The sequence below is a fragment of the Amycolatopsis lurida genome (genome assembly GCF_900105055.1).
GTDB lineage: Bacteria > Actinomycetota > Actinomycetes > Mycobacteriales > Pseudonocardiaceae > Amycolatopsis > Amycolatopsis lurida.
The window spans coordinates 2,336,218-2,360,726 of record NZ_FNTA01000004.1; the positions used below are offsets into that span (position 1 = coordinate 2,336,218).

The following is a 24,509-nucleotide window of genomic DNA, read 5'->3' on the forward strand; positions in this document are numbered from 1 at the left end:
ACGGGCGGCGGGGGCCATCGCCGGGTCATGAATCAGCTGTGCAGCCGCCCTTGCGCGACGGGCAACGCGGCCGGCTTCGGCGTCGCCGCGGGAAGCGCGGCACTTTCCGCCTGCGTCGCGGCCTGGGACCGCACGAGCCCGGTCGAGTTCCCGCACACCTTCTTCTTCTCGGCCGAGGTCATCTTCTTGCCGACGGTCCTGGTCTGACCCACGACACCCGGGGCCGGGCCCTCACCGCTGAAGTTCCAGACGTACCACTGGTGGTGGCCCCACCGGCGCTTGTCGTACCACATGTCGTACGAACCGCTGGCCACCTTCATCACCGGTGAGCGGTCCAGGCCCGCCCAGTAACCCGGGTTGACCTCGATCCGGGTCTCGACGTTCTCGCTGGTCTCCCAGCCCCATTCCTGGCCCCACGTGCGCTTGTAGGCGACCGTCCACTGGACGAGGAACTCGAAGCCCGCGCTCACGCTGAGCTCGTTCGAGACCGTGTTCTTCCCGCTGCGCGTGTCCCGCTTGCCGATCACCTGGGTGATCTTGTTGGAACTGCAGTTGAACACCGTGTCCACCCGGCCCCAGTCGCCGTAGAAGTCCTGGCCGCGCTGGTCGACGTGCGCGTTGCAGGTCTTGGTGGCGCGGCCACAGTCCCGGAGCAGTTCGGCACGGGAAGGCCCGCGCGTGTACAGCACCGAGCTGCCGCGGTCGTTCATGTTCGACCCGTAGTTGCCGCTGTCGTTGGCGTACCACTCCTGGATGTCGCCCTGCCGGTAGGCGTCCGCGTACATCGTGATGTGGCAGTCGTTGAAGGTCTGGAAGGAGGAAACCTTGTCGTTCCAGTCGTTCCCGAGGTAGTCGAGGTACTGGACGGTCCCCTCCGTGCACGGCGACCCGTGGACGGCGAGGCTCCCACCGCCGAAGTTCCAGTGTTCGTAGAGCACGCTGATCACCGTGGCGGCCGCCCCGGCCTTGCCGGACTCTTCGATCCGCGCGGCCATCCGGCCGTTCTCGGCGGTACCGGGTTTCGCCGCCGCCTCCGGCACACCGGTCACCTTGCCGTCCGACGCCGCGGCGATCGACTCGCCGAAGCTGCCGTAGCACTGGATCGCACCGCTCGCCGCATCGGCGACGCAGTGCTCGCCGCGCTCCTCGGCGTTCGCCGGGGTACCACCGGCGAGGCACACCACCACAGCGGCCAGGAAGGCCGCCCCGAGTCTGTACTTGTGCACGTCTGAACTCCCTGGGGAAGAAGGAAACCGACCACGACCGGATCGGCCTCACGAGTGCACTACGGGCGGTCCGCCTTGCCCATGCAGAACGACCGGCAGACCTGATTTCGCTTACCGGTGATCGGTACTCCTCAACCGGATTGGCCGCGCTCGCGCAGATATCGCGTGTGGTCGGCCTGCAGATGGACGTCACCCGCATAGAACCGCTCCGCGATGCGATGCGCTTCGGTCTCCAGCAGCTCCAGTTGCGTGAGGAGTTCGTCGGACGCGCTCGGCTCACCACTGGCCCGGCGTTTGGCGGCGAACCACCACGGCAGATTCAGGTAGGTCTCCACCGACAGCGGCAGATCGGTTCGCGCCAACCGGGTGACGGCGTGCCGGACGTCCGGGTTGGCCGCCCACCGCTCCGGCCGCGAAAGCAGGTCGTCGAGCACCTCGGCGATCCGACGCACACCGTCCACAGAGGACTCCGGCATGCGCTGCGCCCGAGCGGTCACCTTGCCCACCAACGAGTCGAGCTCCGCGCGCAGCTGCCCGGCCTCGGCGAGGGCGTCCACCGAGACGAGCCGGACCCGTTCGGGCGGCGCGAGGAGGGCGAACACCGCGTACAGCCCCGCGACGACGAGCGGCCACAATCCGCCGACGACGCCGGTCAGGTACAGCGCGAGCCCGATCAGCCCGCCGACACAGCCGGCGAGATTCTTCGTGGAGCCGAGGTACCGGATCACTGGTACCCGCGGATTTCCTGGAAAACCTTGGGCAGCACGTCGCCCCGCGCGTCGAACACGTTGCCGCCGGTGCGTTTCGCGACCTCCCCGAGTTCGGCGGAGTCGCCCTCGCCGAAGATCACGGTGAACACCGGGATCTGGCGCACGGCCTCCGGCAGCGACGGGAACCTCAGCTGGAAGTCCGAGAACTTGGCGCCGTTCGCGTTCTGCCCGTCGGTCATCAACACGATCGACGTGAACCGATCGGGGTCGCGCGCGACCAGAGGACCCATGATGTCGTACGCGCGGTGAAGGCTGTCGTAGATCGCCGTACCGCCGTTCGCGTCGAGACCCTCGGCGAAGCGTTTGATCTTGTCCAACGCGGGTTGTGGATCGCCTTCCGGGACGGTGAACGTCTCCGGAGTGCCGGGCACGGTGTCGAACGGCAGCATCGTGACCTCTTCACGGCTGCGGAACCGGCGGTACCGCCCGGTCAGCGAACCGTCGGCGCCGGTCAGGCCGATCAGCGCGGCGCGCAGCGACTCGATCCGGTCGCCCGACATCGAACCGGAGGTGTCGAGCACATACAGCGTCCGCGACGGCCGCCGGATCTTGTCGAAGTAGGCGCCCAGCAACGCGTCGGCCGCCTGCTGCGTCGCGGGGAACGGCAGCTCGACGAGGTCCTTCTGCGCGAACTGCCGTCCCAGCTGGACACCCGGCACGACCGGACGGCGTTGCGTGGTCTCCATGATCTTGCGCTGGGTGTCGGGCGTCCGCAGCCGCTCGGCCAGCTTGCGGTGCGCGTCCCGCGCGTCGGAATTCGCGCTCTGCACCAACGTCAGCGGGTAATCCGCGGTGACGACGCCGTCGGACGGGTACACCAGCGTCAGCGGCTCGGGGAGTTTGCCGCTCGCGTTCATCGACAGCAGGACGGACTCGTAGTTGATCAGTCCGTCGACCTTCTTGCCGGGATCCTGGCCGGTCGCCCGTCGTTGGTAGGCCTCGGAAAGCCAGCCGGACGAGCCCGCGGACAGCGCCTGCGCGCTGAAGAATTCGGTCAGTTTCGGGGTGACGGAAGCGATCTGCTGCGCGTCGACCGCGTTGCCCGCCCCCGCGAGCGCCGACGCCACCCCGACCAGTGCCGAGAAACCGGAGTTCGACGCCGACGGATCGGTCATGCCGTAGGTGAAGGCCTTTTTCCCGGCTTGCTCGGCGATCTCGCCCCAGCCCACCGGCCGTCCGGTCCAGCCGAGCCGCTGCGCCGACGACGCGGACAGGCCGAGCACCACCGGCGAACTCATGATCTTCACCTGCTCGCCCAGCCGTTTCGCGGCCTCCGGAACCGCCGCCGGGTAGCGGTTCGACGAGAACCAGACGGCGTCGTACTGGCCGTCCACCTTGCCGTTCGCCAGCGATTCGGTGCCTTCCAGCGTTCCGGTGAACTGGAACTTGACCTTGACGCCGGTCGCGGCCGCCTCCTGTTCCAGCAGCGGCTGCAGATCGGCCAGCTCGCTGCCCGCGAGCACCCGCAACGTGCCCGGCTCGGCCTCCCCCAGGTTCTGCGTCCCACCTTCGCTCGAATCGCAGGAAACCAGTGACAGCGCGCAAACCGCGCCGACCGCCAAGACCGCCCAGCGTTTCACGATGCCCCCTCGGCCGTCGCCGTCTCGTGAGACCGGCGCAGATGGTCTTCGGCCCGCCGGATCTCCCCCGACAGCGCCTCCACGGTCGCCGCCATCGTCGAGACGGCCCCCGCCTTGAACTCGTCGATCGCGTCGATGCTCCGGTAGATCCGCTCGAACGACTCGCGGATCGTCGCGACCGCCACCGCGGGATCACTGCCCGCGCGCTGGATCTCGGCGCTGCGCAGTTCCAGCATTTCCGCGTTGGCCCTGATCAGCCCGTCGGTGGTGGCCTGCACGGCCTGGACCTCGTCGAGGACGTCCCGTTGGCCGGCGAGCGCCGCGCTCACCAGCAACGCGACCCGCAACGCCGCGACGGTGGTCGACACCGCCCGTTCGATCCCGCGGATCAGCTCGTCGTTGTTGCGCCGCACCAGATCCAGCGCCAGATAGCCCTGCGCGCTCACCGCGAGCTGGGTCAGCAGATCCTGGTGTCGTTGCCGGATCGGATGCACCGCGTCGGCCCGCAGCGACTTGGCTCGCGCGGGATCGGTGAAGTCGAAGATCCCGGCCTGGCGCTCGACGGCCGTGTCGACGGCTTCGGCGAACGCGGCCGCTTCCGACAGCTTGCCGAGGGTCGCCCACAACCGCTCCCGCTCGCCCTTGAGCGCGGCGTTGTCCCGGCGCAGGACGTCCTGCCGCGCACGCAGGTCCAGTACCAGCGCGTTCACCGGCTCGTTGGCCGCGCGGTAGCGGTCCAGCGCCTTCTTCGCGCTGCCCGCGACCGGGATCAACCCCATCAGCTTGCGGCCGGTGATCGGCAGTTTCGCCGGGTCGATCTCCGCCACGGTCCGCCGGAGCCCGGCCAGGCTCACCGCCGCCTGCTGTTGCGGTGACCCGATTTCCGCCAGCGCCCGCGTCGAGCGGTCCAGGAGCGCGCCCGCGACGGTCGCCGCCGCCCGCATGTCGGACTCGCCGACCGCGAGCAGTTCGTCCAGCACCCGGGTGAACTCCGGTGATCGGACGTCGAGCGCTTCGAGGCGACGGGCGAAACTCTCGGCGCGCTTCGCGACCTCGGCGTGGACCTCCGGCGCGAGCGTGACCAGGCCCGCGGCCCGCTCGGCCGGGATCGCCTCCACCGGTTCGGGTGGAGTGAACGTGAAATCGTCCATCAGTACTGTTTCTTCACGGCGTCGAGCAGACGCTCCAGCGTTTCGAACGACGGCGGTTCGACTGCGTCCACCAGATCCGCGGGTACCGGCGCCTTGGCCGCCGCGACGACGTCGGCGAACAAGCGCGGGTCCCCGGTGCGGAAACCGAAGGTGGCGGCGAGTTTCCCCAGTTCCGGGTCGGTCGCCAGCAGCCTGCCCACCTGGTCGCCGTTCGGCTTGAGCGGGACCAGCGTGTGCTTCGAGTACACCGTCGGCGCCGTGTAGAGCAGGCGCATGTCCGGCCGGATGGAACCGTCGGCGCGGACCAGCCTGTCGACGAACTGCGACTCGTAGATCAGCGCCATCGGCGTCTTGCCCATGCCCGCGGCTAGGTAGTCCTCGAACGGGCCTTCGGTGCTGTTCTGCGTGTAGCCCTGGTCGATGAACAGCTTCGACACCGCGGGCAGCACCTTCGACTCGGCCTCCGGAGTGCTGACCACGTTGTTCCCGTTGGCGACGAAGGAAACGATCGAGAGGTACATCGCCGCCGAGTTCGATTCGCGCGGGTCCGTGGTCGTGAGCAGCACGTTCTTGCGGGCCGGGAACGCGGTGTTGCCGGGGAGCTGGTCCCAGCGCGTGCTCTTCTGCGCCAGTTCGAGGTACTTCGCGATGTCGAGCACCTGGTAGTCCCCGGCGCCCTTGCGCACGGTCCCGTTGGCGCTCAGGAGGTTCACGATCGGCTCGAAGGTCGCGACCGCCATCGGCGACTGGAACGGCGTGTGCACACCGGTCACCTTGTGGTCGCGCTGGATCCGCTGCGCGGCAGGCGACGAGGACGGGAACGCGAACTCGTACTTCCCGAGATCCATGCTCGCGATCTGCCGCGAACCGGCGGTGTCGACCTCGACCTTCACCCCGTGCCTGGCGAACGCGTCCGCCACCCGCTTGTCGGAGAAGAAGGCCAGCTTCTCCGAGCCGATGACGCCGCGCACCGTGGTGAGATCCGCCCCCTGGGCGGTGTTCTCGTCATCACCGCGCCCCCAGACGATCACGGCGACCACGGCCAGCAGCAGCACCACCGCCAGGCCGATCGACAGACGGCGTTTCACCGGCCCACCCCCTCGTTCACCTGCTCGATCTTTCAGCCCGTTCGACTCTTTTGACGCGCGAGTGAGCCATTTCGAAGTGAACGATCGATGAACGAAAGAAGTCGTCAGTTCCTGGCGAACCGTTGGGGTAGAAGGAAAATCAGATCACGGACTGCTCCGAGACCGGCAGGCACACGGTGAACCGCGTATCGCCGGGCTCCGAGTCGACCCGCAGATCGCCCTGGTGCCGTTCGACGACGATGCGCCAGGAGATGTCCAGACCGAGCCCGGTCCCCTGTCCCACCGGCTTCGTGGTGAAGAACGGCTCGAAGATCCGCTGCCGCACCTCCGCCGGGATCCCGGGCCCGGTGTCGCCGATCTCGACGTGCACGTGATCGTCCACTCTGGACGTCCGCAGGGTCAGCGTGCCGTCGGACCCCATGGCGCCGAGCGCGTTGTCGATGATGTTCGTCCAGACCTGGTTCAGCTCGCCCGCGTATGCCGGGATCCTCGGCACCGCGTGGTCATACTCCTTCACCACCCGGATTCCCGGCCCGATCTTCCCGGCGAGCATGACGAGGGTCGAGTCGAGTCCTTCGTGGACGTCGATCCACTGGTGCGGGGCACGGTCCATCTGGGAGTACTGCTTGGCCTTGCCGACCAGCACCGAGATCCGGGTCGTCGAATCCTCGATCTCGCCCATCAGCATCTCGGTCTCGAGCGCGTACGCCAGCCAGCGGACGGCGCCGTCGAGGAAGGTCTCGCCCACCGAGTCCAGCAGACGGTCGAGATCGGGCACGGTCAGCCCCGCGCGGACATAGATGTCGGCGAGGTCCCAGCCCTGGTCGATGCCGTGACCGTCGAACCAGTCGCCGATCTCGTCCTCGCGGTCGGCCTGCTGCATCGCGGTCAGCTTCGGGGCCGATGCGACCTGCTTGACCAGCTGCTCCTGGATGTCCAGCAACTGCTCCAGCAACGTCGGATCGACGTTCTTCTTCGCCAGCATCGCGAGTTTGTGCCGCATCCCGGCGACTCGCTCCCGCAACGCCGCCGTCGCGCGGACGGCCGCCGCGGCCGGGTTGTTGAGTTCGTGGGTCAACCCGGCGGAAAGCTCGCCGAGCGCCAGCAGCCGCCGCCGAGAACCGATCACGGTGTCGCTGTTGCGCCAGCCGAGGTACATGCCCTCCAGCAGATGCGTCGCCATCGGGAACCAGCGGCGGAACTCGGTGGCGAACTCCGCCGCGGGCAGGGTCAGGAAGGTGAGGTCGCTGACCGCGTGCACCGAAGCGCCGTAAGTGTGTTCGGTCTCCTGGTGCACGAAGAACTGCGTCGCACCGCAGTAGGCGCCGCGCTGATCGGATCGGATCGTCTCGACCTCGGTGCCGCCGACGAGCCGCGTCATCCGCAGCGCGCCCGAGAGCAGGAGATAGAAGCAGGTGGCCGGTTCACCCTCGCGCATGACCGTGGTGCCGCCGGCGTACTGCTCCAGCACGGCGTGCTCGTCGATCCAGTCGAGCTGTTCCTCGCTGAGGTGCTCGAAGAGGAAGAGCCCGCGCAGTTCCTCCCTGGGCAGAACGCTCATTGCTCCTCCAAGTAGCGGTGGACCAGGGTGACCGCCATGGCGCCTTCGCCGACGGCCGACGCGACACGCTTCACCGACGCCGCCCGGACGTCACCCGCCACGAACACGCCCGGGATGGACGACTCCAGGTAGTGCGGGTCGCGGTCCAGCGGCCAGCCCGGCGGCGGGCCGCCGTCAGTGAGCAGATCGGGGCCGGTCCGCACGAAACCGTGGTCGTCTCGCTGGATTTCCGTGCCGAGCCAGTCGGTGCGCGGCGCGGCGCCGATGAAGATGAAGAGGTGACCGGTGGGCACGGTCTCGGTCGCGCCGCCGTTCTCGCACAGGGTCAGCCGTTCGAGGTGATCGTCACCGTGGGCCTCGACCACCGTGGTCCGGGTGCGGACGTGGATGTTCGGTATCCCGGCGATCTGCTCGATCAGGTAGTGCGACATCGACGCTTCCAGCGACTGGCCGCGGACGAGGATGGTGACGTCCGCGGCGTGCTTGGAGAAGAACACCGCCGCCTGGCCCGCCGAGTTCGCGCCGCCGACGATGTAGACGTGCTCGCCCTTGCACTCGGGCGCTTCGGTCGCGGCCGAGCCGTAGTACACGCCGCGGCCGGCGAGCTCGGCGACGCCGGGAGCCTCCAGTGCCCGGTAGGTGACGCCGCTGGCCAGCACCACGGAATGCGCGGCGATCTCGGTCCCGTCGCCGAACATGACCACGCGCGCGGAGCCGCGGGCCTCCAGGCCCACGACGTCGCGGGCGGTGAGCACCTCGGCACCGAACTTGAGCGCCTGCCGCCGCGCCCGGTCGGTGAGCTGCGCGCCGGAAACGCCGTCCGGGAAGCCGAGGTAGTTCTCGATGCGGGAGCTGGTGCCGGCCTGACCGCCGGTCGCCTTGCGCTCGACGATGACGGTGCGAAGGCCCTCCGACGCGCCGTACACGGCCGCCCCGAGGCCCGCGGGCCCGCCGCCGATGACGATCAGGTCGTAGAACTCCTGCGCCGGGCGCGTGGACAGACCGACGGCGTCGGCGAGCTCCGGCCCTGACGGCTGGCGCAGCACCGTGCCGTCCGGGGTGACCAGCACCGGGATGTCCTGCGGCGCCGCGTCCGCCGCCTCGAGGATCCGGCGGCCCTCGTCGTCGTCGACGGAGTACCAGCGGTACGGCACGGCGTTGCGCGCCAGGAAGTCGCGCAGGTGGAACGACGGCGAGGAGTACCGGTGGCCGATGAGCTTGATCTCGTCGACCGGCCGCTCCCCCACCGCGCGCCAGGTCTCCACGAGCGCGTCGACGACCGGGTAGAGCTTCTCCTCCGGCGGGTCCCAGGGCTTGAGGAGGTAGTGGTCGACGTCGACGACGTTGATCGCCTGGATCGCGGCGTCGGTGTCGGCGTAGGCGGTCAGCAGCGCGCGACGGGCGTTCGGGAACAGGTCCATCGCCTTCTCGAGGAAGACGATGCCGTCCATCTGCGGCATCCGGTAGTCGGCGAGGATCGCGGCCACGGCGTCGCCGCGCAGCTTGATCTCGCGCAGCGCTTCAAGGGCGTCGGCACCGGAATCGGCCCGGATGATCCGGTAGTCCTTTCCGTACCGTCTGCGCAGGTCGCGGGCGACCGAACGGGACACGGCGGGATCGTCGTCGACGGTCAACAGGATCGGCTGGCTCACCGGATCAGCCTATTACGTTGGAGTCGTGCTGACCGAAGCCGAAGAAGTGATCTACGCCCGTACCGCCGTCGGGTGTGAGGCGGCCACCGCGCCGGAGTTGCGGTTCCTGCGCACGATCACCGGCGGCACCGAGGCGAACCTGCCCCGTGCCGTCCGGCTGGCCGGCGCGTCGTGCTGGAACGGCGACCCGCCGACGCTGATGCTGCCGCCGGGCCTTCTCCGCCGCGGCACCTGAGCGCGCACGGTCCCGGCGCCGTCCTCGGCGGGTCCGCCACGCCACGGGCGCATCGCGGCAAAGGCGCGCAGGCACGGCTGCTCCTCCACGGCCGCCCGCGAAGGCCGCCGCTTCGCCGTCGCGACCGCGGTGGAAGGTTCGCCGAGCCTGTCGAACCTGCGCCGTGCCGGAGCGCGGATCCATCTCCGGCAGGCTTTCAGGCTTGGGTGAGCTTCCGCAGGCGGAAGGCCAGCACGAGCAGCATCACGCCGTACAGCAGGGCGTAGATCCCGACCAGCAACGCGATCCCGTACGCGCCGGCGATCGGGTTGACCACGATCACGATGCCCGCGATCAGCGAAAGCGCGCCCGCCGCGATGAGGAACGCCTCGCCCTCGATCTGCTTGCGCAGCCGGATCGCGGCGACGATCTCGACGATGCCGGTGAAGATCGCCCAGAAGCCGACCAGCAGCGCCAGCACGAGCACCGTGATCCCCGGCCAGATCAGGACGAGGACACCGGCGATGATCCCGAACGCACCGAGCACTCCGTAGGCGGCGCGATGGGCGGCGTCACCCGGCCGGAAGGCCTGCATGATGCCACCGATGCCGTCGAAGATGGCGTAGATGCCGTAGAGGATCGCGAGGGCCAGGACGGTCGTTCCCGGCCAGATCAACGCGAGAATGCCGAAGAGGATGGCGAAAACCCCGCGCAGGGCGGCGAGCGGCCAGGCCAGGCGGGGTTCGACGACGGTGAGACCGGCGAGAGGCATGCTCCGAGTATCGAAGCGCCGCTACGCGAGCGCGCGGCACGCCACCCGTAGGGGTGAAAGGACCGTGCGCCCCCTCTTCCCGACCCGCGGCAGGTGTTGCGAAAGCACTTTCGCGACCTTCTCGCGGTGAAAGGCCGGTGCGCGCCGCGACCGCCATCCCGGCGCGCACCGGGGTCATCAGGGATAGGCGACCAGGTTGGCCACGGTCGATCCCGAGTTGGCAGGCCCACCGCGGTCGTTGATCACCCGGCCGATGGTCCCGTTCCCGCCGAGGGAGACGGCGACCATGCTGCGGAACCGGACGTTCGGGGTGTTCGGCACCTCGATCGCGCGATCGGCCACCACGCTCGGATTCACGTTGAAATAGCAGTAGCTGCCGAGCCCGTACGCCTCGTGGCTCGTCACCGAGTTCGAGACCTTGTAGGCCGCGTAACCCCGCGTCGAGCCGTTCATCCAGGCGGCCTGATTCGGTGGGTCGTAAGGCATTTCGTTCTGGTAGAAGTACGTCCGGCCGCGCTCGCCGGCCCAGATCGTCTGGTACTTCTGGTAGTGCTCGACGAACAGGCCGTACATCGTGATGTCGTCACCGTTGACGATCAGACCGGTGTCGGCGGTGTTTGTGGTCCATCCGACGCCGCTGCCGTGGTCGGCGCGCCAGATCCACAGGTGGTCGCCGATGACGTCGTCGCTGTTGACCACCAGGCTGTTCGTGGCCTTGCCGACGCCCGCCCCGCCGACGCGGAAGAAGACGTCGTGCAGCGAGGTCGGGTTGGCCGCGTGATCCTGCGCCGAATTCGCCGGGCCGACCTCCATGAGCGTGGCCGAATTCGTGGTGCCCGCGTCGATCAGCACGCCGGCGATCTTGACGCCGTCGACGTCGGCCACCGTCATCGCGGTGATGCCGTTGTCCGGGATCAGCGTCGCCAAGCCGAGACCGAGCACGACGGTGTCCGGCCGGGTGACGCGAAGCGTCTCGGCGAGGTGATAGACACCCGGGGTGATCAGGAGGTCCTTGCCTTCGGCGAGAGCCGCGTTGATCTGCGCCGCCGTCGTGCCGGGCTTCGCGATGAAGAACCGGCTGATCGGCAGCGAAGACCCCGGCTGACCGGCACCCCACGTGATGCCGGAGGCGTTGGTGCGCTTGGCGGGCACGAAAACCTGGTACGCGCCCGCGCCGTCGACGTAGAGGAACGGCTTCTCCCGCACGACCGGTGTCGTGTTCACCGTGGTGTACGGCGGATTCGGGAAACTGGTCGACGGTGCGCCGCTCACACCCGCGAACACCATGTTCCAGTTGGAGCCGCTCCAGCTCCCGAACTGCGAGTTGCGCGAGATCCACTGCTGCTGCGAGCCGGACCGGACCTGGCCGTCGACCTTCACGTCGGACATCCAGCCGCCGCTCGACCAGCCGCCGTCGTCGAGCTGCAGGTTGCCGCGGACATGCATGCGGCGATACGGCGCCGCCTGCGAAACGGCCCACCGATCGGTGCCGCCGTTGGGGTTCACGGACAGGTTTTCCGCGCCACGCCAGAAGTTCTGCGTCGCGTTGCCCTGGAACCAGTCGGCCTCCGCGTGCACCGCGCCGTTGATCGTCACGTTGTCGGGAGACAGGCCGAGCCCGAGCACCTGCGTGTAGAACCCGACATTGACGTCGACGTTGTACGAGCCCGGCTTGAACAGCAACGCCTTGCGATTCGAGCCGAACTGGCTGGTCTCCTGCTGCGAGAACACGCTGTTGACCTGAGACTGGATCGCCGACTGCGACATACCGGGGTCGAAGACGAGCACGTTCGGCCCGAGGTCGGGGTTCGCGGCGCCGGAGACCGGGGTGAGCCGGAAGGACTGGGCGCCGGTGCCGTTGCAGGCGTACTGCTGGAGCTGGGTGCTGTCCTGGGTCGAGAGACCGGGGATGTCCAGGCACTTGCCACTGTTGCGGCTCACGAAGTGATACGCCCCGCCCGTTTCCTCGACCGGCTGCCACTGCTGGTTGTTCCCGCCGCCGTAGGCCCACAGGTGGATCAACCCGCCGTCGGCCGTCGTCACCTCGGCGACGTCCCACACTTGGCCCGGGTTGTTGCGGGTGTTGACCCGGTAGTAGCCGCCAGAGGTGGGCTGGAACTGCCACTGCTGGGAGAAGGTCTGGTTGCAGGCGTACTGCTGGACGACGGTCCCGTTCGCCGCCCCGGCGGCGCGCGCGTCCACGCACTTCCCGCCGGTGGTCGACACCGTGTACCAGGTGTCGGGGACGATGGCCGCCTGCGCCGCCGGGGCCACCACTATCAGCGCTCCGACCAGCGAAAACAGTGCTATCAGGGCTGCTCTGGCCCTCATCGGGACCTCCTCCGCGTCATTCGGGCAGGGCGAGCTGAGGCGGAGCCCAGTGGAGACGCGGCGTAGCGGGCGGGGACCTCGGCGTCACGATGGTCGAAAACGTAACGGCGGTCACATCGAGAGTCAATACAAGGCTAAAAATAAGGCGCAAAGATGCAGGTCAGCGCCATTCGACCCGGCAGGGGGTGCATAGAGTGACCCCCGCGTGAACGGCCCTCATGGGCGGTGTAATGTATGGACACACGAGATGCGGAGAACAACGCCGCTCCGGGGCTATGGCGCAGCTGGTAGCGCACCTCACTGGCAGTGAGGGGGTCAGGGGTTCGAGTCCCCTTAGCTCCACAATACAAAACCCTCCCGAATCAGCGGAACTTCCGCAGGCTAGGGAGGGTTTTTCGGTTGTCCGATGATCTTCGGTGATCACTTGGAGATCCGTGGCGGATCGATTCAGGAGCCTCTGCTGGAGGATTTCTGGAGGATCGATCTTGCCGCTCCGCCTGCTCGATGTGATCAGCAACAGGCGCCAGGGCGAGGGCCCATGGGGCTCGCGGCGAAGCGAGGCAGGAAAACTCTCAGCTGCTGCAGGCTCTCCCCCTTACTTTCCCACCACCGCGGCGCGGTGGGGGTCAACCAGCGGTCCCGCAGATCCGGCCGGCTGTGGCGCATTCGGTCGGCCAACAGCCGTGCGTGCTTTCCGCCAGCGGCGCTCGAGACAGCGGATCAAGCGTCACTCGACTTCACGGGCGACGTTGCTGTAGGTCTCCACGATGCGGTTGTCGAGCAGGTGCCCGAGCCGACGAGCCTGGGCGATCTCGGGCGATCATCCACGTCTTGTGGCTGTGCCGTAGTCCGTGGAACGTCAGACCCTGCCGAACAGGCTCGATCGACACAGCAGCGCCGGGGCGCTGAAGGTTTCCGTCCACCGCGGGGCGGAAGACCCGCCGATCGAAGTCACTGCGGCGCAACCAGCAGCGGCGCGGACTGGCGAACACGAAGTCACCATCGTGACCGTCCAGGTGGTCCCGCAACAGATCGATCAGGAACGGTGGCAGCGTGATAGTGCGTGCCGACGCTGGAGTCTTGGGTGGCCCGAGCCAGAGGCGGTGGTTGCCTTCATGCAAGCAGCCGGTGTCCGGATCGATGACGATGCACCCGTCGTCGAGGTGCGTGTTGACGCGGCGCAGACCGGTCAGTTCGCCCCAGCGTGCCCTGGTCCAGCCCGCGGTCACCACCAACAGCCCATAACAGTGCCCGCCGAGCAACTCCGCGTTGTCCGAGATCCGGACGACTTGCTCGGGCGTGGCCCAGACCCGTTCCACGGAAACGGGCGACCGCTCACGGCGCCGACCACGCCGCGCCCTCCTGCGCACAGGATTGACGGCGATGAGCCGTTCGTCGACAGCGTCGTCAAGCATCATCGAGAACACCGTGACAATGCCGGCCACCGTCGACCGGGCGTAGCGGCGCCGCAACTCCTTGACCCACAACGTCACCGCCAGGGCAGTGATATCGCCGACCGCGGTACTCCCCCACCGCGGTTCGATCTGGTTACGGATCCGGCTGCGATAGTTCTCCTCAGTGCGGACCTCCACGTCGAGAGTTTCGGTCCACAAGGCCGCCCAGGCGGACACGCTGGTCTTCGCCGCCTGCGGGTCCAACCAGATACCACGCCGTTGATCGGCCTCAATCTGATTGGCATAGTCATCAGCCAACTTCTTGGTACCGAAACCAGAACGCGACCCGACCCTGCCGTCAGCCGTGGGATACCGGACACGCCAAGAGCGCGGGCCGATCTTCTCTGTCCAAGCCATACCACCCTCCCGGACGCCAGCGTCGAAAGTGGACAGCCCCGGTATGCGCCACCGTTTGCCAGTTCGCAACTCGGCTACCAACAGTGCAAACGCGACAAAGGCAAGCAATACAACGCCACGTCGATGAGCTGCAGATTCCCTCGGATCACAAGTCCCCTCCGCCGTAAGGTCGGCCAGTGTCGCAAAGGGTCAAGTTTCGGCCATCTATGCAGGTCAACGCGGACCTCACATCCCATCCGACTGTCAGGCCGTATCGGGTAGTGTCGGGCTCTACGTCGGCAACGGAGCCCAATCGGAGACGGCACTGGCCCGCGTTGCAGGCGACAGCTCGTGGCCGACCTGAATGAGAATTCAGCCCGCGCTGGATGTCACAAGTCCGCCAAGAAGTGTGTGACAAGTTCGCGGTAGCGCCAGACTTCGGTGCGACGCTCGGTGCCGTCCATGTCGATCGACGCCCCCCGGGGGGGAGGGGGAAGGTTTGCGAGCTCGCGGACGCGTGGTTCGTAGTCGAAGTCGAGACCCTCATGATAACCCTGGCCAACGACAGCGGGGTGGTGTTCGCGCCATCCTGTCGTCGCAGTGATCAGCAACTGAAAACCGGACCTGCTGCAGGTGACAGCTACCGCTCACAGTCACAACGGTTGTAGTGGTCGGCCACCGCCGGGCTGAACGGGCATTAGAGGTCGTGTCGAGGAGCCCAGGTCAGGGGAGTTCGCGGTTGAGAACGACCAGTGCGAGGGCCGCGGCGGTGAGGCCCGCGAGGATGGCTGCGGGTACATTTTGGCCGGCGAAGTAGGTAAGCGACCCTGCGATGAGGCCGATGACGAAAGCCAGCAGGATCAGGACTGCGCCGCGTAGGTCGAACAAGGGTGGCGGCGTCTTCTTGACCATGACGTCTTCTCCTCGGATATTCGATGGTCAGGGTGAGTGCGCTGGTTGCCGACCTTCCGGTCGATGTGGACCAGGCGAACCGTTGTGGACCAAGCATGCTGGTAGCGGCGAGGCTGGTAGACGATTTCTGACAGACTTGGCCATACTTAGACAGCCGCCCGCCGACGAGTTCCGCAGTTGACAGGCCTTGACGAACTTTGACAGCCCCTGACAGTTGAGAGATCATGCCCACATTTCGCCGCCCAGCCGATCTTCCGCACCGACTGCGAGACCTCAATGACGCTCTGCATGTTCTCCACGAGCTTGCCGGGCTGCCCAGCTCCCGGCGTATCAGTAACTCGATCCTGAACGACAACACTCTTCCCGCCACGGCAAGTCACGAGCGAGTCCGCTCCGCGTTCTCGAAGTCCGTTCTGCCGCGTTGGGAGTTAGTCCTGTCCATCGTCACCACGCTCGGTCCGCTAGCGGACCGAAATGTCAGGATGGAGAAAGAGCGCTTCCACACCTTATGGCTGTCCGCTTTGCGCGAGTCCAGAGGCGAGCCGGACTTCCGCGACCACAGCGAACCGCTCATCTCAGCGACCTCCGTCTCAGCCAACACCCGGCAGCCGACCGTAGGCGGGGAACAGTTCACACTAAACATGACAAGAGCGGTAACCGACCAGCTCACCGAGGCACTGGCTGCCATCCCGGCACGTCCCCTGGTCCCAAAGGAGCTCAGCCGCATCAGCCACGGCCCTGGCGTCTACCAGCTGTTCCATCGCGATCGACGTGTCTACATCGGCTCGGCTCCAGCTTCGATAGAACATCGTCTCGCTCGGGCATTGCGCAAGCTCTCGGGTCGTCGCAATATCGACCCAGCGGACGTGTTCTTCAACTTCCTGAAGGTGGAAGAAGACTTAGATGGACTTTCACCACACCACCTCCTTCTCAAACGAGAAAAAAATTCAGGTAGCGCTCCCTGGAACCAGAATGGATTCGGCAACTTGGACCCGGGCCGACGGCGCGACAGTGCCGACATATCCAAGCAGCACTTCGACTACCAGTACCCCGTGAACCTCGACTATCAAATACCCGAGGTTGTGGGACAGTGGCCAGCGAGCGAAGCAGTAAGGACGCTGAAACGTACTCTGCCATACGGGTTCCGTTACGCTAAATCGCTCCAGACGAACTCACAGGTCATCGATTTCGGCACAACGCCTCCCACAATGAACGATGCGATGTCCCTCCTGACAAGAAACCTCGGCCCAGGGTGGCAAGGGACCGCCTTGTTAGGGCACGTGATTCTATATCCAGAAACACGGCAATATCCCTCTGCGCAGCGGACGTACCTGCCATTGAGCACTGCAGACGAGCAACGATGACCTCTAGCCTGGGCCTTTCGCGCAGGTGCTGTAAAACTGATTCGGACTGGAGGAAGTGCCTGTCCTGTAAGGGAAATTGATGTTTGCGAAGACAGCCAGTTTCACGAGCAGGAACGCACTCCCTGGTGCAAGATAGCAAGCGGTCGCGGGTCGAGGTCAGCGCGGATGGCACGGGACTGGTGTCACGTGCGGGCGTGGCGCTGCTACGGGAGTTGACGGGCAGCACCGGTCCGGGAACTGGCTGGTCGGAAGCAATTCTTGACACCTACGACGGGATGCCGGTCCACTTGCCGGGGCGGATTTTGGCTGATCTGGCGGTGATGATCGCCGACGGTGGTAACGCGCTGGAGCACTTGGCGACGCTGCGGGATCAGGACAACTGTTCGGCTCGGTGGCCAGCGACGCCACCACGTGGCGAGTCCTGGACGAAGTCGACGACGAACATCTGGCTCGTTTGCAGGCCGTTCGCGCGGCGGCGCAGGAACGCGCCTGGGCCGCCGGAGCAGGCCCCGACCTCACTGGCGGGCTGGTGATCGATATCGATGCGACGATCACCATCGCCCACAGCGAGAAGGAGAGCGCGGCGAAAGCGTGGAAGAAAACGTTCGGGTTTCACCCGCTGCTGGCCTACCTCGACCGCCCCGACATCGCCGGAGGGGAAGCTTTGGCCGGGATCCTACGATCGGGCAAGGCTGGGACGAACACCGCCACGGACCACGTCGAGATCCTCACCATGGCCCTTGCCGCATTGCCCGCTCACGCCCGGCCCAGCCCCGATGATCCCGGCGCGCCGCGGGTGATGGTGCGGACCGACGCCGGGGCGACGCACGCATTCGCGGCCGCGACACGCAGCGCGGGATGCGGGTTTTCACTGCGGTTCTTCATCGTCGTCGAGTTCAGGCCACAGTTCTCGCGATCCCCGCCGACGCGTGGGTCCAGGCCTGCGACCTCGACGGCAAACCCTGGAAAGGGGCGTGGGTCGCCGAGATCACCGGCATACTCGGCCTATTGAAATGGCCGGACGGTGCACGGGTCATCATCCGCCGGGAACGCCCGCACCCCGGTGCGCAGTTGCGGTTCACCGACACCGACAGGGCCGCGGGTAGAACCGAGCGCCCGTTCGGCGACGGTGGCGATAAGGGTGTCGTCGGGCGCGCTCGCTGGGGTCATGGCGCTGAGGTGGTCATGTGCGTCGTCGCGGGTCGCGTGGAGGGACACGTGACGGCCGTCGGGCAGGCCGTCTACGACGAGGATCTACACGCTGGCGGCGGCGCGGTCGCGCATCATGCGGCACCGCAAATCCAGCGCGCCGTCGGGCACGCAGCCGAGACGTTCAGCGACGACGAGACTGTCGGCGGCCAATCCCAGCCGGATGTAGCGTCCGGCTATGTCGATCTCGGAGGCGCCCACGGCGACGAGCACTGGGCGCCGTCCGACGCGCCGTTCGTGACCCCTTCGAGTCTCGGGTGCGACGTGGCATTTCACGCAAAGTAGTAGAGCTGGAAGCTATCCGCAGTGATGGTTTCCAGGTCTACTACTTTGCGGTGAAGTCTTAGAGGATCACCCCGGCTTCGTAGAGCCGCCAAAGCAGGGCAACTAGACTGCTGGCGTCGGCGACGGCGCCCCAGAGCAGCTTGAGGACCTTGCAGGCGTCCGCCCGATGGTCCTTGTCCTTGAGCGACAGCGCAAAGTGCGTCGCGTAGCCGATAAGCCCCGCGACGAAGACGGCATAGCCGCCGATGAGCCAAGCCCACATGGCTTGTGTCCCTTCAACCCGAGTGACGGTGTCGAAGGGGAGTCAGGCACCAATCTCTGAACTTTGACGTGCGCCTGAACCCTGCTCCTCAACGACATAGCTGACCGAAAGTTCCCGAATGACCGTCACAGGTCAGTCCAGTGCCGGGATTGGGGTGTGGTCTTCGTCGGCGGCGATGAGATCGGTGACGATGGCGGCGGAGCTGAGCAGGGCGCGGGCGTGTTCGAGGTAGGCCTCGGTGACGGCGACGGAGGAGTGGCCGAGGTCGAGGCTGATCTGGCGAATGGGGGATGCCGTTGTTCTCGGCGGTGATGGCGTAGAAGTGCCGGGTGCTGTGCGGGTGGATAGTGTCAGCGATCGGGCTTAGCTGCGCGGCGTGCCCGCGCAGGGCGCTGGACGTCGGAGTTCGGTGTTGCTCAGCCGATCCAGGCGCGTGAGCTGCAGTTCGGCCGCGACGGCGAGCAGGCCGTCGTGGTCCAAGCTCAGATCTCTTCGTGGCCGGTGACCGCTACGGGGTGTTAAGAGGCGGTTCATGCGATCTCATAAGGCATATGGTCCACGCCGACTCCGCCAGTCGGGTTATTCATCGCTAAGCAACGGAACACACTTGACGGTGGTGAATTATCGCCGATAAGGTTTGGGTCGGGAGAGGGAAGCGAGGGGACTGTGCGCTATATTCACGGATAGACATTGCTGGGGCTTATTGTTTATCGCCGTGTTGACGGATTACATCGCGGAGACCCATCTGGGGCGACGAGGCCAGACCGAACCGTCTGGGCTCCAAGGTTGACTTGCTCGACTCCGACGTCACCTCGCTGCAGCGAGCGGCCACAGAGTAAGCCCATGAGCAGGCCGTACGTCGAAGAGGGGGTCGCGGTCCTGATGGCTGTGTGCCGTTCCGGCCGCGTGTGTCCCGCTCGATCGCACCATTGTCGCGACCTTCCCACACAGCGGAACACCTGCTCCCGGCCGCCTAGCTATATCACTCATTTTCACTCCGCCTAACGAGGGGCCCTTAAGCTCTGTCGATTTAACGGCATCGACAGTAGCTCAGTTCCGTCGCCACGCCAAACTGAGTTTGCGACACTCGATTTAACGGAATTCGCATTTCCACTGGGAGGTCTTTGTGCACTTTTTCAGGAAAAGAAGCAGACCCCGGGTCGCGGTACTGACCGCGACGGCGGCGGTGGTCGCGCCGCTCTGTCTGACCGCGATCGCGCAGGCCGCGCCCGCCGACGACTCCGGGAACCTGCTGGCGCTGACCCGGCAGTACTTGCAGGACCGGGCCAGCCGGGTCACCGATTCCCGGCCAGCCGCTCTGGCCGCCTCGGCGCTGACGTCGGTGGCGGCGACCAGTCCCTTCTCCGCCCGGCTGGCCACGGAGATCCCCGCGCTGGATCGCCTGCGGGCCAGGACCGTCGGCACCTACGCCCAGTACCGCAATGCCCAGGTCGATTTAGTGTCCCCGACGGTGACGGTCACCGGCGACACCGCCCGGGTCACGGTGCAGGAGCAGACCCGGCTGGTGTTCGCGAAACGTGATACGCCGGACTCGGCGGACGCGACCCGCTACCAGGTACCGCACGTGCTCGATTTCCAGCGGCACGGAGCCGGCTGGGTCCTGGCCTCCGACGCCCTGGACGTCCCGGCCGACGCGCTCGACCCCGTCCCCTACGTGAATCCGGTCAAGCTGCAGCCGGCCACACGGCGCGATCTGGCCAGCGAAACCCCGATCCCCAAGGACGTCAAGCCGAACTATCCCGGAGCCCAGCCCTACAGCAGCGCTCCGCCTGTCAGCATCAACGGGGGTGTGCCGATCGACCGCCAGACCGCGGTCCGCTACGCCCGCACGTTTGCCCTCAGCTACAACCCTGCCTACGAGCGCTTCGGCAACGACTGCACCAACTTCGCCTCCCAGGTCATGCGCGCAGGCGGCTGGCCCGACGTCGGTCGCCCCGGGCCGGACGGCGACGATAAGTGGTTTCAGTACAACGTTGTTTCTCACAGCAGGACCTGGGCCATCGCCCATGAGTTCTTTTTCTTCGGCTACCTACACAGCAAGCGTCTACGCCACTATGCCGGCGAAACTCCCCTGATCGCTGACCTGATCTTCGTGGACTGGGCATGGGGCGGGGTGCCCGACGCCCACCTCGACCACACCATGATCATCACCGAAAACCCCGCCGGCAACATCAACGACTGGTCGAAGATCAAGGTCACCTACCACAGCACCGACCAGGACAACGTCCCGCTTAACGTCGTGTCCGACAAGCTCGGCCAAGGTGCCAATTGGTACTTCACCGACACCCGGGGACTTCCGGGATAGCGCCGAACAGCAGCTAAGTAACACACGACGGGTTGGCCCCTCGCAGCAGTGAGGGACCAACCCGGCTAGGCAACACTCTCCGCTCGCATCGTCATCGCGAGGCGGGGCGTGCCGAGTTGATGCCGCCGCTACCGTGGTGAGGAGCACTTCGTCATGCCGAAAGGGGCAACCATGCCAGGCAGGGAACCTGTGCCCACGCCGCGCCACGACGATAAAAGCGTCGATGACCGGTCCACGAGCCGCCGACGCCGACGTGTGGTGATCCTGTCAATCGCTGTGCTGGTCGTTCTCGGTGCACTATGTGGTGCCGCGTTCATCCCCAAGGTGGCGAACCACTTCGGCTACGCACTACCGGGAGAGAAAGGCCTCCCGTACCAAGTCAAGTACAACGGCAGGGACTACCGCAGCCACATGACGTGCGCTGGCGCGCAATGGTGCGAAGACGAGAAGACCCCTGAACAGCGAACAAGGCCGTACTGCACGCCTCGTGCTGGACTGGGTCTGGAGAAAGGCAACGGCGGTACGGGGATGGTGAAGGTCGATGACGTCTTCACCATGTTCGGACCCTCACACCCGGTTTTCACCGTTGGCGCCCTCCCACAGGGAGGGACCGTGACGGGAGTCGTCGTCGAGGCCTCCAAGGACTGCTACCTGACATATGACCTAGTGGGCGGCCCTTAGTTCCGCTCGCCGTCGTTCGACAGCGACGAACACCGCCGGGTGCCGTGACGGCGGCGGTCAGGTCCTGGCCATGCGCGTGGCGAGGTCGTCGGCGCTGGCTGTCCGGGTGCCGCGTCGGTCGTCGAGTCGGCGGTGGGTTCCTTCCTTGCTGGGCTTCAAATATCGCTGGAGGATGCGGCGGTCTTCGTGACCGGAGAGGTTCATCAGATCGGCTTCGGTGGCGCCGTCTTCTCCGGCGTGGGTAAGGCGGGAGTGGCGCAGGTCGTGCAGGTCCCAGCCGCCGGTCGCGGTATCGAGGTGGCGTTCGGCGCTGCGGTAGGTCATGCGCCGACGGCGGCTGACCGGGTCGGCGTCGCGGGCGAGGACCTATAGTCGAGCGCGGCCGGCAGGCCGGGTCGGGCGTCGACGGCAAGCTGCCGGGGAGCTTCTCCTCGAACACCCTCACGCAGATCGGGCCAAGTGCGTCGTGCTGCCGTTGGTTTTCGTGTTTGCTCGTGCTCACCCGCACGAGGCCGGGTTCACGGCGGGCACTCTGCTCTCGGTCGTGGACCTGTTCGCCGCGGCGCACGAGACGTTGCCCGCCGGCGTCGACCCGGCGGGACGCCGGGGCTGCTGGTGGCCTTCTCCGTCGCGGGTGGCACGGGCGAACACAACTGGAGACTCTGTCATGATTTTCGTGTAAGCCACGGACGATTTCTTCTCTTATTCTAGTGGAGAGGGAGGCGGCCTGGGAAGAGTGCGGCGAGGGTGTTGAGTGTTTGTTTCCAGCCTCGGGTGCCGGTTCCTGATGGTCCGCCTCGGTTGCTGGTGATGTTGCGAAGGCCGAGGTAGAGCAGTTTTGTCGCGGCGGCGTCGCTGTCGAAATGGCCGCGATTCTTGGTGATTTTCCGGAGTTGGAAGTTGATGTTCTCGATCAGGTTCGTCGTGTAGACGATCCTGCGGAGTTCGGGTGGATAGTCAAGGAATGGGATGAAGTCGTTCCAGGCGTGCCGCCATACCTGGATCGCGGCCGGGTATTGTGTGCCGAAATCTTTGTCGAAGTGTGTGAGTGCGATTTCGGCCGCCTCGAGTGTTGGTGCGGTGTAGATCTCACGCATGGCGGCGGCGACCTTCTTTCGGTCGCCGTAGGAGATGAAGCGCATGGCGTTGCGGATCACGTGCACGACGCAGGTTTGGACCACGGCGTCGGGAAACGCGCCGCGGATCGCGTCGGGCAGCCCGGTCAGGCCGTTGCAGCAGGCGATCAGGATGTCTTTCACGCCACGGTTGCGCAGGTCGGTGACGACCTTGGCCCAGAACTTGGCTGCTTCGGTGTCGGCGATCCAGAGCCCGAGGGCGTGCTTGCGGCCTTCTATGTCCACGCCGACGGCCAGGTAGGCGACCTTGGACGTGACCACGCCCTTGTCCTTGACTCTGAGTCGCAGGCCGTCGACATAAAGAATCGGGTATATCTCGTCCAAAGGCCGGGATTGCCACAACGCGATCTGGTCGGCCACGACCTCGGTCACGTTGGAGACCAGCTCCCGTGACACGTTCACGCCATAGACTTCACGCAAATGTGATTCGATATCGCGGGTCGTCATGCCACGCGAATACAGTGACAGGATCGCCTCGTCGATGTTGCCCAGCCGGCGTGCGCGTTTCGGGACGATCGCCGGTTCGAACGAGCCTTTCCGGTCACGCGGCACCGCCAGCTCGACCGGACCGTTAGTGGTGGACACGGTTTTCGGGGACCTGCCGTTCCGGGAGTTCCCGGACCCGTTCCCGGCCGGGTCACCTTTCTCGTATCCGAGATAGTGGGTCATTTCGGCGTCCAGTGCCCGTTCGAGCACCGCCTTGGTCATCTCGTTCAGCAATTCCTGCGCGCCCAGCGCACCGCCATTCGCGTACGCGTCTTTCACCAACGCATCGAGCATGTCCGGCGGCAGCACGCGAGCGAGTGCCTCGCCGGCAGCGGAACCCGCAGCCCGATCAGGTGTGTCCTCGGTCACAGACGGAGCCTTTCTGGGTCGCGTCCGACGACCCGATCTTGGTCCATCCGTGGCTTACACGGTTGTCATGACACGGCCCTGCAAGGTGGAGTCGCTCGGCATCTGCGAGCCCGAAGGGTCTGAAATAATCCAGCACCAGGCGACATACCCCGACACAGCGACTGACCACCAAACAGACGAAAAAGTCTCGTTCGACATCACTCGACACCGTCCGACACGTTAAATGCCGACTCTTAACCAACTGGTTGCCGACTGCCGATTCGGCAGACTAAGGCGCTGTCCCAACTCGAAGGTCATGGTCGCCCATCCTCTTGTCGTTGAGCTGTCCTGAACTCTCACACCAATTTTCCTGGAGCAGACCTGGAGCACAGCGTAGGTCACAGCTGCACTCAACGACGCCGAACCGCATCGAGCAGCCCACAGTTGCTCCAACCGACCAGCGGGTTCTCGATAACCGCAGGTCAGCGCCCTGGTTGAACCCTGGCAGTGAGGGGGTCAGGAGTTCGAGTCCCCTTAGCTCCGCAATACAAAACCCTCCCGAATCAGCGGAACTTCCGCAGGTCAGGGAGGGTTTTTTGTTTGATCGATGATCGCCGGTGATCACTTGAAGATCCGCCGCGTATCGATTCAGGAACCTCAGTTGGAGGGTTTCTGGAGGATCGATCTTGCCGCTCTGTCTGCTCGATGATCAGCAGCAGGCGCCAGGCCGAGGGCGCGCAGGGCTCGCGGTGAAGCGAGGCAGGGGAACGTCTCGGCTACTTCGTTTTTCACCGCTGCTTTCCCCCAACCGCGGCGCGGTGGGGGTCAATGAGCGTTCGCGCGGGTCCGGCCGGCTGTGGCGCATTCGGTCGGCCCACAGCCGTGCGTGCTTTCCGCCGGCGGCGCTCGACTTCACGGGCGACGTGGCTGTAGGTCTCCACGATGCGGTTGTCGAGCAGGTGCCCGAGCCGTCGGGCTTGGGCGATCTCGGGGATACCGTCGGCGATCATCCACGTCTTGTGGCTGTGCCGTAGTCCGTGGAACGTCAGCCCCTGCCGGACCGGCTCGATCGACACAGCAGCGCCGGGGCGCTGAAGGTTTCCGTCCACCGCGGGACGGAAGACGCCCGGACCCCCAGGACCGCCGTGGTGACCTGGCGCGAGGCGAGCACGGTGCCGTTGGCGACCCCGTCCAGCCCGGACGGCACCGCGTAGAACGGATCATCGCTCGGCGCGGGCGAAAGCAACCCCGCCTGCGCCACGGAACCGGATGCCAGAGCCGTCGCTCCGGCCACTGTCGCGACCAGCACCACGAGCCGTCGCCAGATCTTCGTTCGCCTCATACGCCGTCCACCGTTTCCGTCGG

General features: G+C 66.2%; 19 protein-coding genes, 1 tRNA gene and 1 pseudogene. 6 read left to right on the forward strand and 15 right to left on the reverse strand.

Annotation, left to right across the window (positions count from 1 at the left end; translation table 11 throughout):
- Positions 1-32: 32 nt before the first annotated feature.
- From BLW75_RS15960 to BLW75_RS15990, 7 genes are all read right to left on the reverse strand, one after another.
- Positions 33-1,226 carry a peptidase inhibitor family I36 protein gene (locus BLW75_RS15960; RefSeq protein WP_034320107.1) on the reverse strand — a complete coding sequence of 398 codons (1,194 nt, stop codon included), beginning with the start codon at positions 1,224-1,226 and terminating at the stop codon, positions 33-35.
- Positions 1,227-1,357: 131 nt separating this feature from the next.
- Positions 1,358-1,954 (reverse strand): hypothetical protein, encoded by a 597-nt coding sequence (locus BLW75_RS15965; RefSeq protein WP_034320110.1) that lies wholly within the window; start codon positions 1,952-1,954, stop codon positions 1,358-1,360.
- Positions 1,951-3,576 carry a VWA domain-containing protein gene (locus tag BLW75_RS15970; RefSeq protein WP_034320114.1) on the reverse strand — a complete coding sequence of 542 codons (1,626 nt, stop codon included), beginning with the start codon at positions 3,574-3,576 and terminating at the stop codon, positions 1,951-1,953. The genes BLW75_RS15965 and BLW75_RS15970 overlap by 4 nt, the downstream gene beginning before the upstream one ends.
- Positions 3,573-4,727, reverse strand: coding sequence for a toxic anion resistance protein (locus tag BLW75_RS15975; RefSeq protein ID WP_034320117.1), 1,155 nt, complete (start codon positions 4,725-4,727; stop codon positions 3,573-3,575). The genes BLW75_RS15970 and BLW75_RS15975 overlap by 4 nt, the downstream gene beginning before the upstream one ends.
- A complete protein-coding gene (locus BLW75_RS15980; protein WP_034320120.1) occupies positions 4,727-5,815 on the reverse strand; it encodes a hypothetical protein in 1,089 nt (362 codons plus the stop codon). Before BLW75_RS15980 ends, BLW75_RS15975 begins: the two co-directional genes overlap by 1 nt.
- Positions 5,816-5,954: 139 nt before the next feature.
- Positions 5,955-7,376: an ATP-binding protein gene (locus BLW75_RS15985; protein WP_034320124.1), complete on the reverse strand. Its 1,422-nt coding sequence runs from the start codon at positions 7,374-7,376 to the stop codon at positions 5,955-5,957.
- Positions 7,373-9,028 carry an NAD(P)/FAD-dependent oxidoreductase gene (locus BLW75_RS15990; RefSeq protein WP_034320127.1) on the reverse strand — a complete coding sequence of 552 codons (1,656 nt, stop codon included), beginning with the start codon at positions 9,026-9,028 and terminating at the stop codon, positions 7,373-7,375. The genes BLW75_RS15985 and BLW75_RS15990 overlap by 4 nt, the downstream gene beginning before the upstream one ends.
- 25 nt (positions 9,029-9,053) lie before the next feature.
- Between BLW75_RS15990 and BLW75_RS43555 the strand changes: the two genes are divergently transcribed.
- On the forward strand, positions 9,054-9,263 hold the full coding sequence (locus BLW75_RS43555; RefSeq protein ID WP_241783969.1) for a hypothetical protein: 210 nt from the start codon (positions 9,054-9,056) through the stop codon (positions 9,261-9,263).
- A gap of 196 nt (positions 9,264-9,459) precedes the next feature.
- On the opposite strand, the gene BLW75_RS16000 is transcribed toward BLW75_RS43555, so the two are convergent.
- Positions 9,460-10,014: an HdeD family acid-resistance protein gene (locus tag BLW75_RS16000; RefSeq protein ID WP_034320130.1), complete on the reverse strand. Its 555-nt coding sequence runs from the start codon at positions 10,012-10,014 to the stop codon at positions 9,460-9,462.
- A gap of 177 nt (positions 10,015-10,191) precedes the next feature.
- Complete coding sequence (locus BLW75_RS16005; protein ID WP_034320132.1) at positions 10,192-12,345, reverse strand: RICIN domain-containing protein; 2,154 nt, start codon at positions 12,343-12,345, stop codon at positions 10,192-10,194.
- A 269-nt stretch (positions 12,346-12,614) separates the two neighbouring features.
- Here BLW75_RS16005 and BLW75_RS16010 point away from each other — a divergent pair.
- Positions 12,615-12,687, forward strand: a tRNA-Ala gene (locus BLW75_RS16010).
- Positions 12,688-13,082: 395 nt separating this feature from the next.
- On the opposite strand, the gene BLW75_RS16015 is transcribed toward BLW75_RS16010, so the two are convergent.
- On the reverse strand, positions 13,083-14,156 hold the full coding sequence (locus BLW75_RS16015) for a tyrosine-type recombinase/integrase (RefSeq protein ID WP_198935811.1): 1,074 nt from the start codon (positions 14,154-14,156) through the stop codon (positions 13,083-13,085).
- Between the two features lie 702 nt (positions 14,157-14,858).
- The gene (locus tag BLW75_RS16020; RefSeq protein WP_034320135.1) at positions 14,859-15,047 is read right to left on the reverse strand and encodes a hypothetical protein; all 189 of its coding nucleotides are present in this window, start codon (positions 15,045-15,047) and stop codon (positions 14,859-14,861) included.
- Positions 15,048-15,529: 482 nt separating this feature from the next.
- Between BLW75_RS16020 and BLW75_RS42285 the strand changes: the two genes are divergently transcribed.
- Both BLW75_RS42285 and BLW75_RS44195 read left to right on the forward strand, forming a co-directional pair.
- On the forward strand, positions 15,530-16,411 hold the full coding sequence (locus tag BLW75_RS42285; RefSeq protein ID WP_143055324.1) for a GIY-YIG nuclease family protein: 882 nt from the start codon (positions 15,530-15,532) through the stop codon (positions 16,409-16,411).
- Between the two features lie 122 nt (positions 16,412-16,533).
- Positions 16,534-17,503: pseudogene (locus BLW75_RS44195) on the forward strand (transposase); the annotation flags it as partial.
- A 460-nt stretch (positions 17,504-17,963) separates the two neighbouring features.
- On the opposite strand, the gene BLW75_RS16030 reads toward BLW75_RS44195, so the two are convergent.
- Positions 17,964-18,167 carry a hypothetical protein gene (locus BLW75_RS16030; RefSeq protein ID WP_034320138.1) on the reverse strand — a complete coding sequence of 68 codons (204 nt, stop codon included), beginning with the start codon at positions 18,165-18,167 and terminating at the stop codon, positions 17,964-17,966.
- A gap of 1,126 nt (positions 18,168-19,293) precedes the next feature.
- On the opposite strand from BLW75_RS16030, the gene BLW75_RS16035 reads away from it, so the two are divergent.
- Entirely contained in the window at positions 19,294-20,493 is a 1,200-nt protein-coding gene (locus BLW75_RS16035) for an amidase domain-containing protein (RefSeq protein WP_091597696.1), read from the forward strand.
- A gap of 171 nt (positions 20,494-20,664) precedes the next feature.
- On the forward strand, positions 20,665-21,174 hold the full coding sequence (locus BLW75_RS16040; RefSeq protein WP_241783975.1) for a hypothetical protein: 510 nt from the start codon (positions 20,665-20,667) through the stop codon (positions 21,172-21,174).
- Positions 21,175-21,231: 57 nt separating this feature from the next.
- Here the strand turns inward: BLW75_RS16040 and BLW75_RS16045 are convergent, their stop codons facing one another.
- The 3 genes from BLW75_RS16045 to BLW75_RS16065 all read right to left on the reverse strand — a co-directional run bounded on the left by BLW75_RS16045 (position 21,232) and on the right by BLW75_RS16065 (position 24,486).
- Positions 21,232-21,498 carry a site-specific integrase gene (locus tag BLW75_RS16045; RefSeq protein ID WP_091597699.1) on the reverse strand — a complete coding sequence of 89 codons (267 nt, stop codon included), beginning with the start codon at positions 21,496-21,498 and terminating at the stop codon, positions 21,232-21,234.
- Positions 21,499-21,881: 383 nt separating this feature from the next.
- The gene (locus tag BLW75_RS16055; RefSeq protein ID WP_034320236.1) at positions 21,882-23,090 is read right to left on the reverse strand and encodes an IS256 family transposase; all 1,209 of its coding nucleotides are present in this window, start codon (positions 23,088-23,090) and stop codon (positions 21,882-21,884) included.
- Positions 23,091-24,189: 1,099 nt separating this feature from the next.
- Positions 24,190-24,486, reverse strand: a complete 297-nt coding sequence (locus BLW75_RS16065; RefSeq protein WP_034320150.1) for a hypothetical protein — start codon at positions 24,484-24,486, stop codon at positions 24,190-24,192.
- Positions 24,487-24,509: the final 23 nt, after the last annotated feature.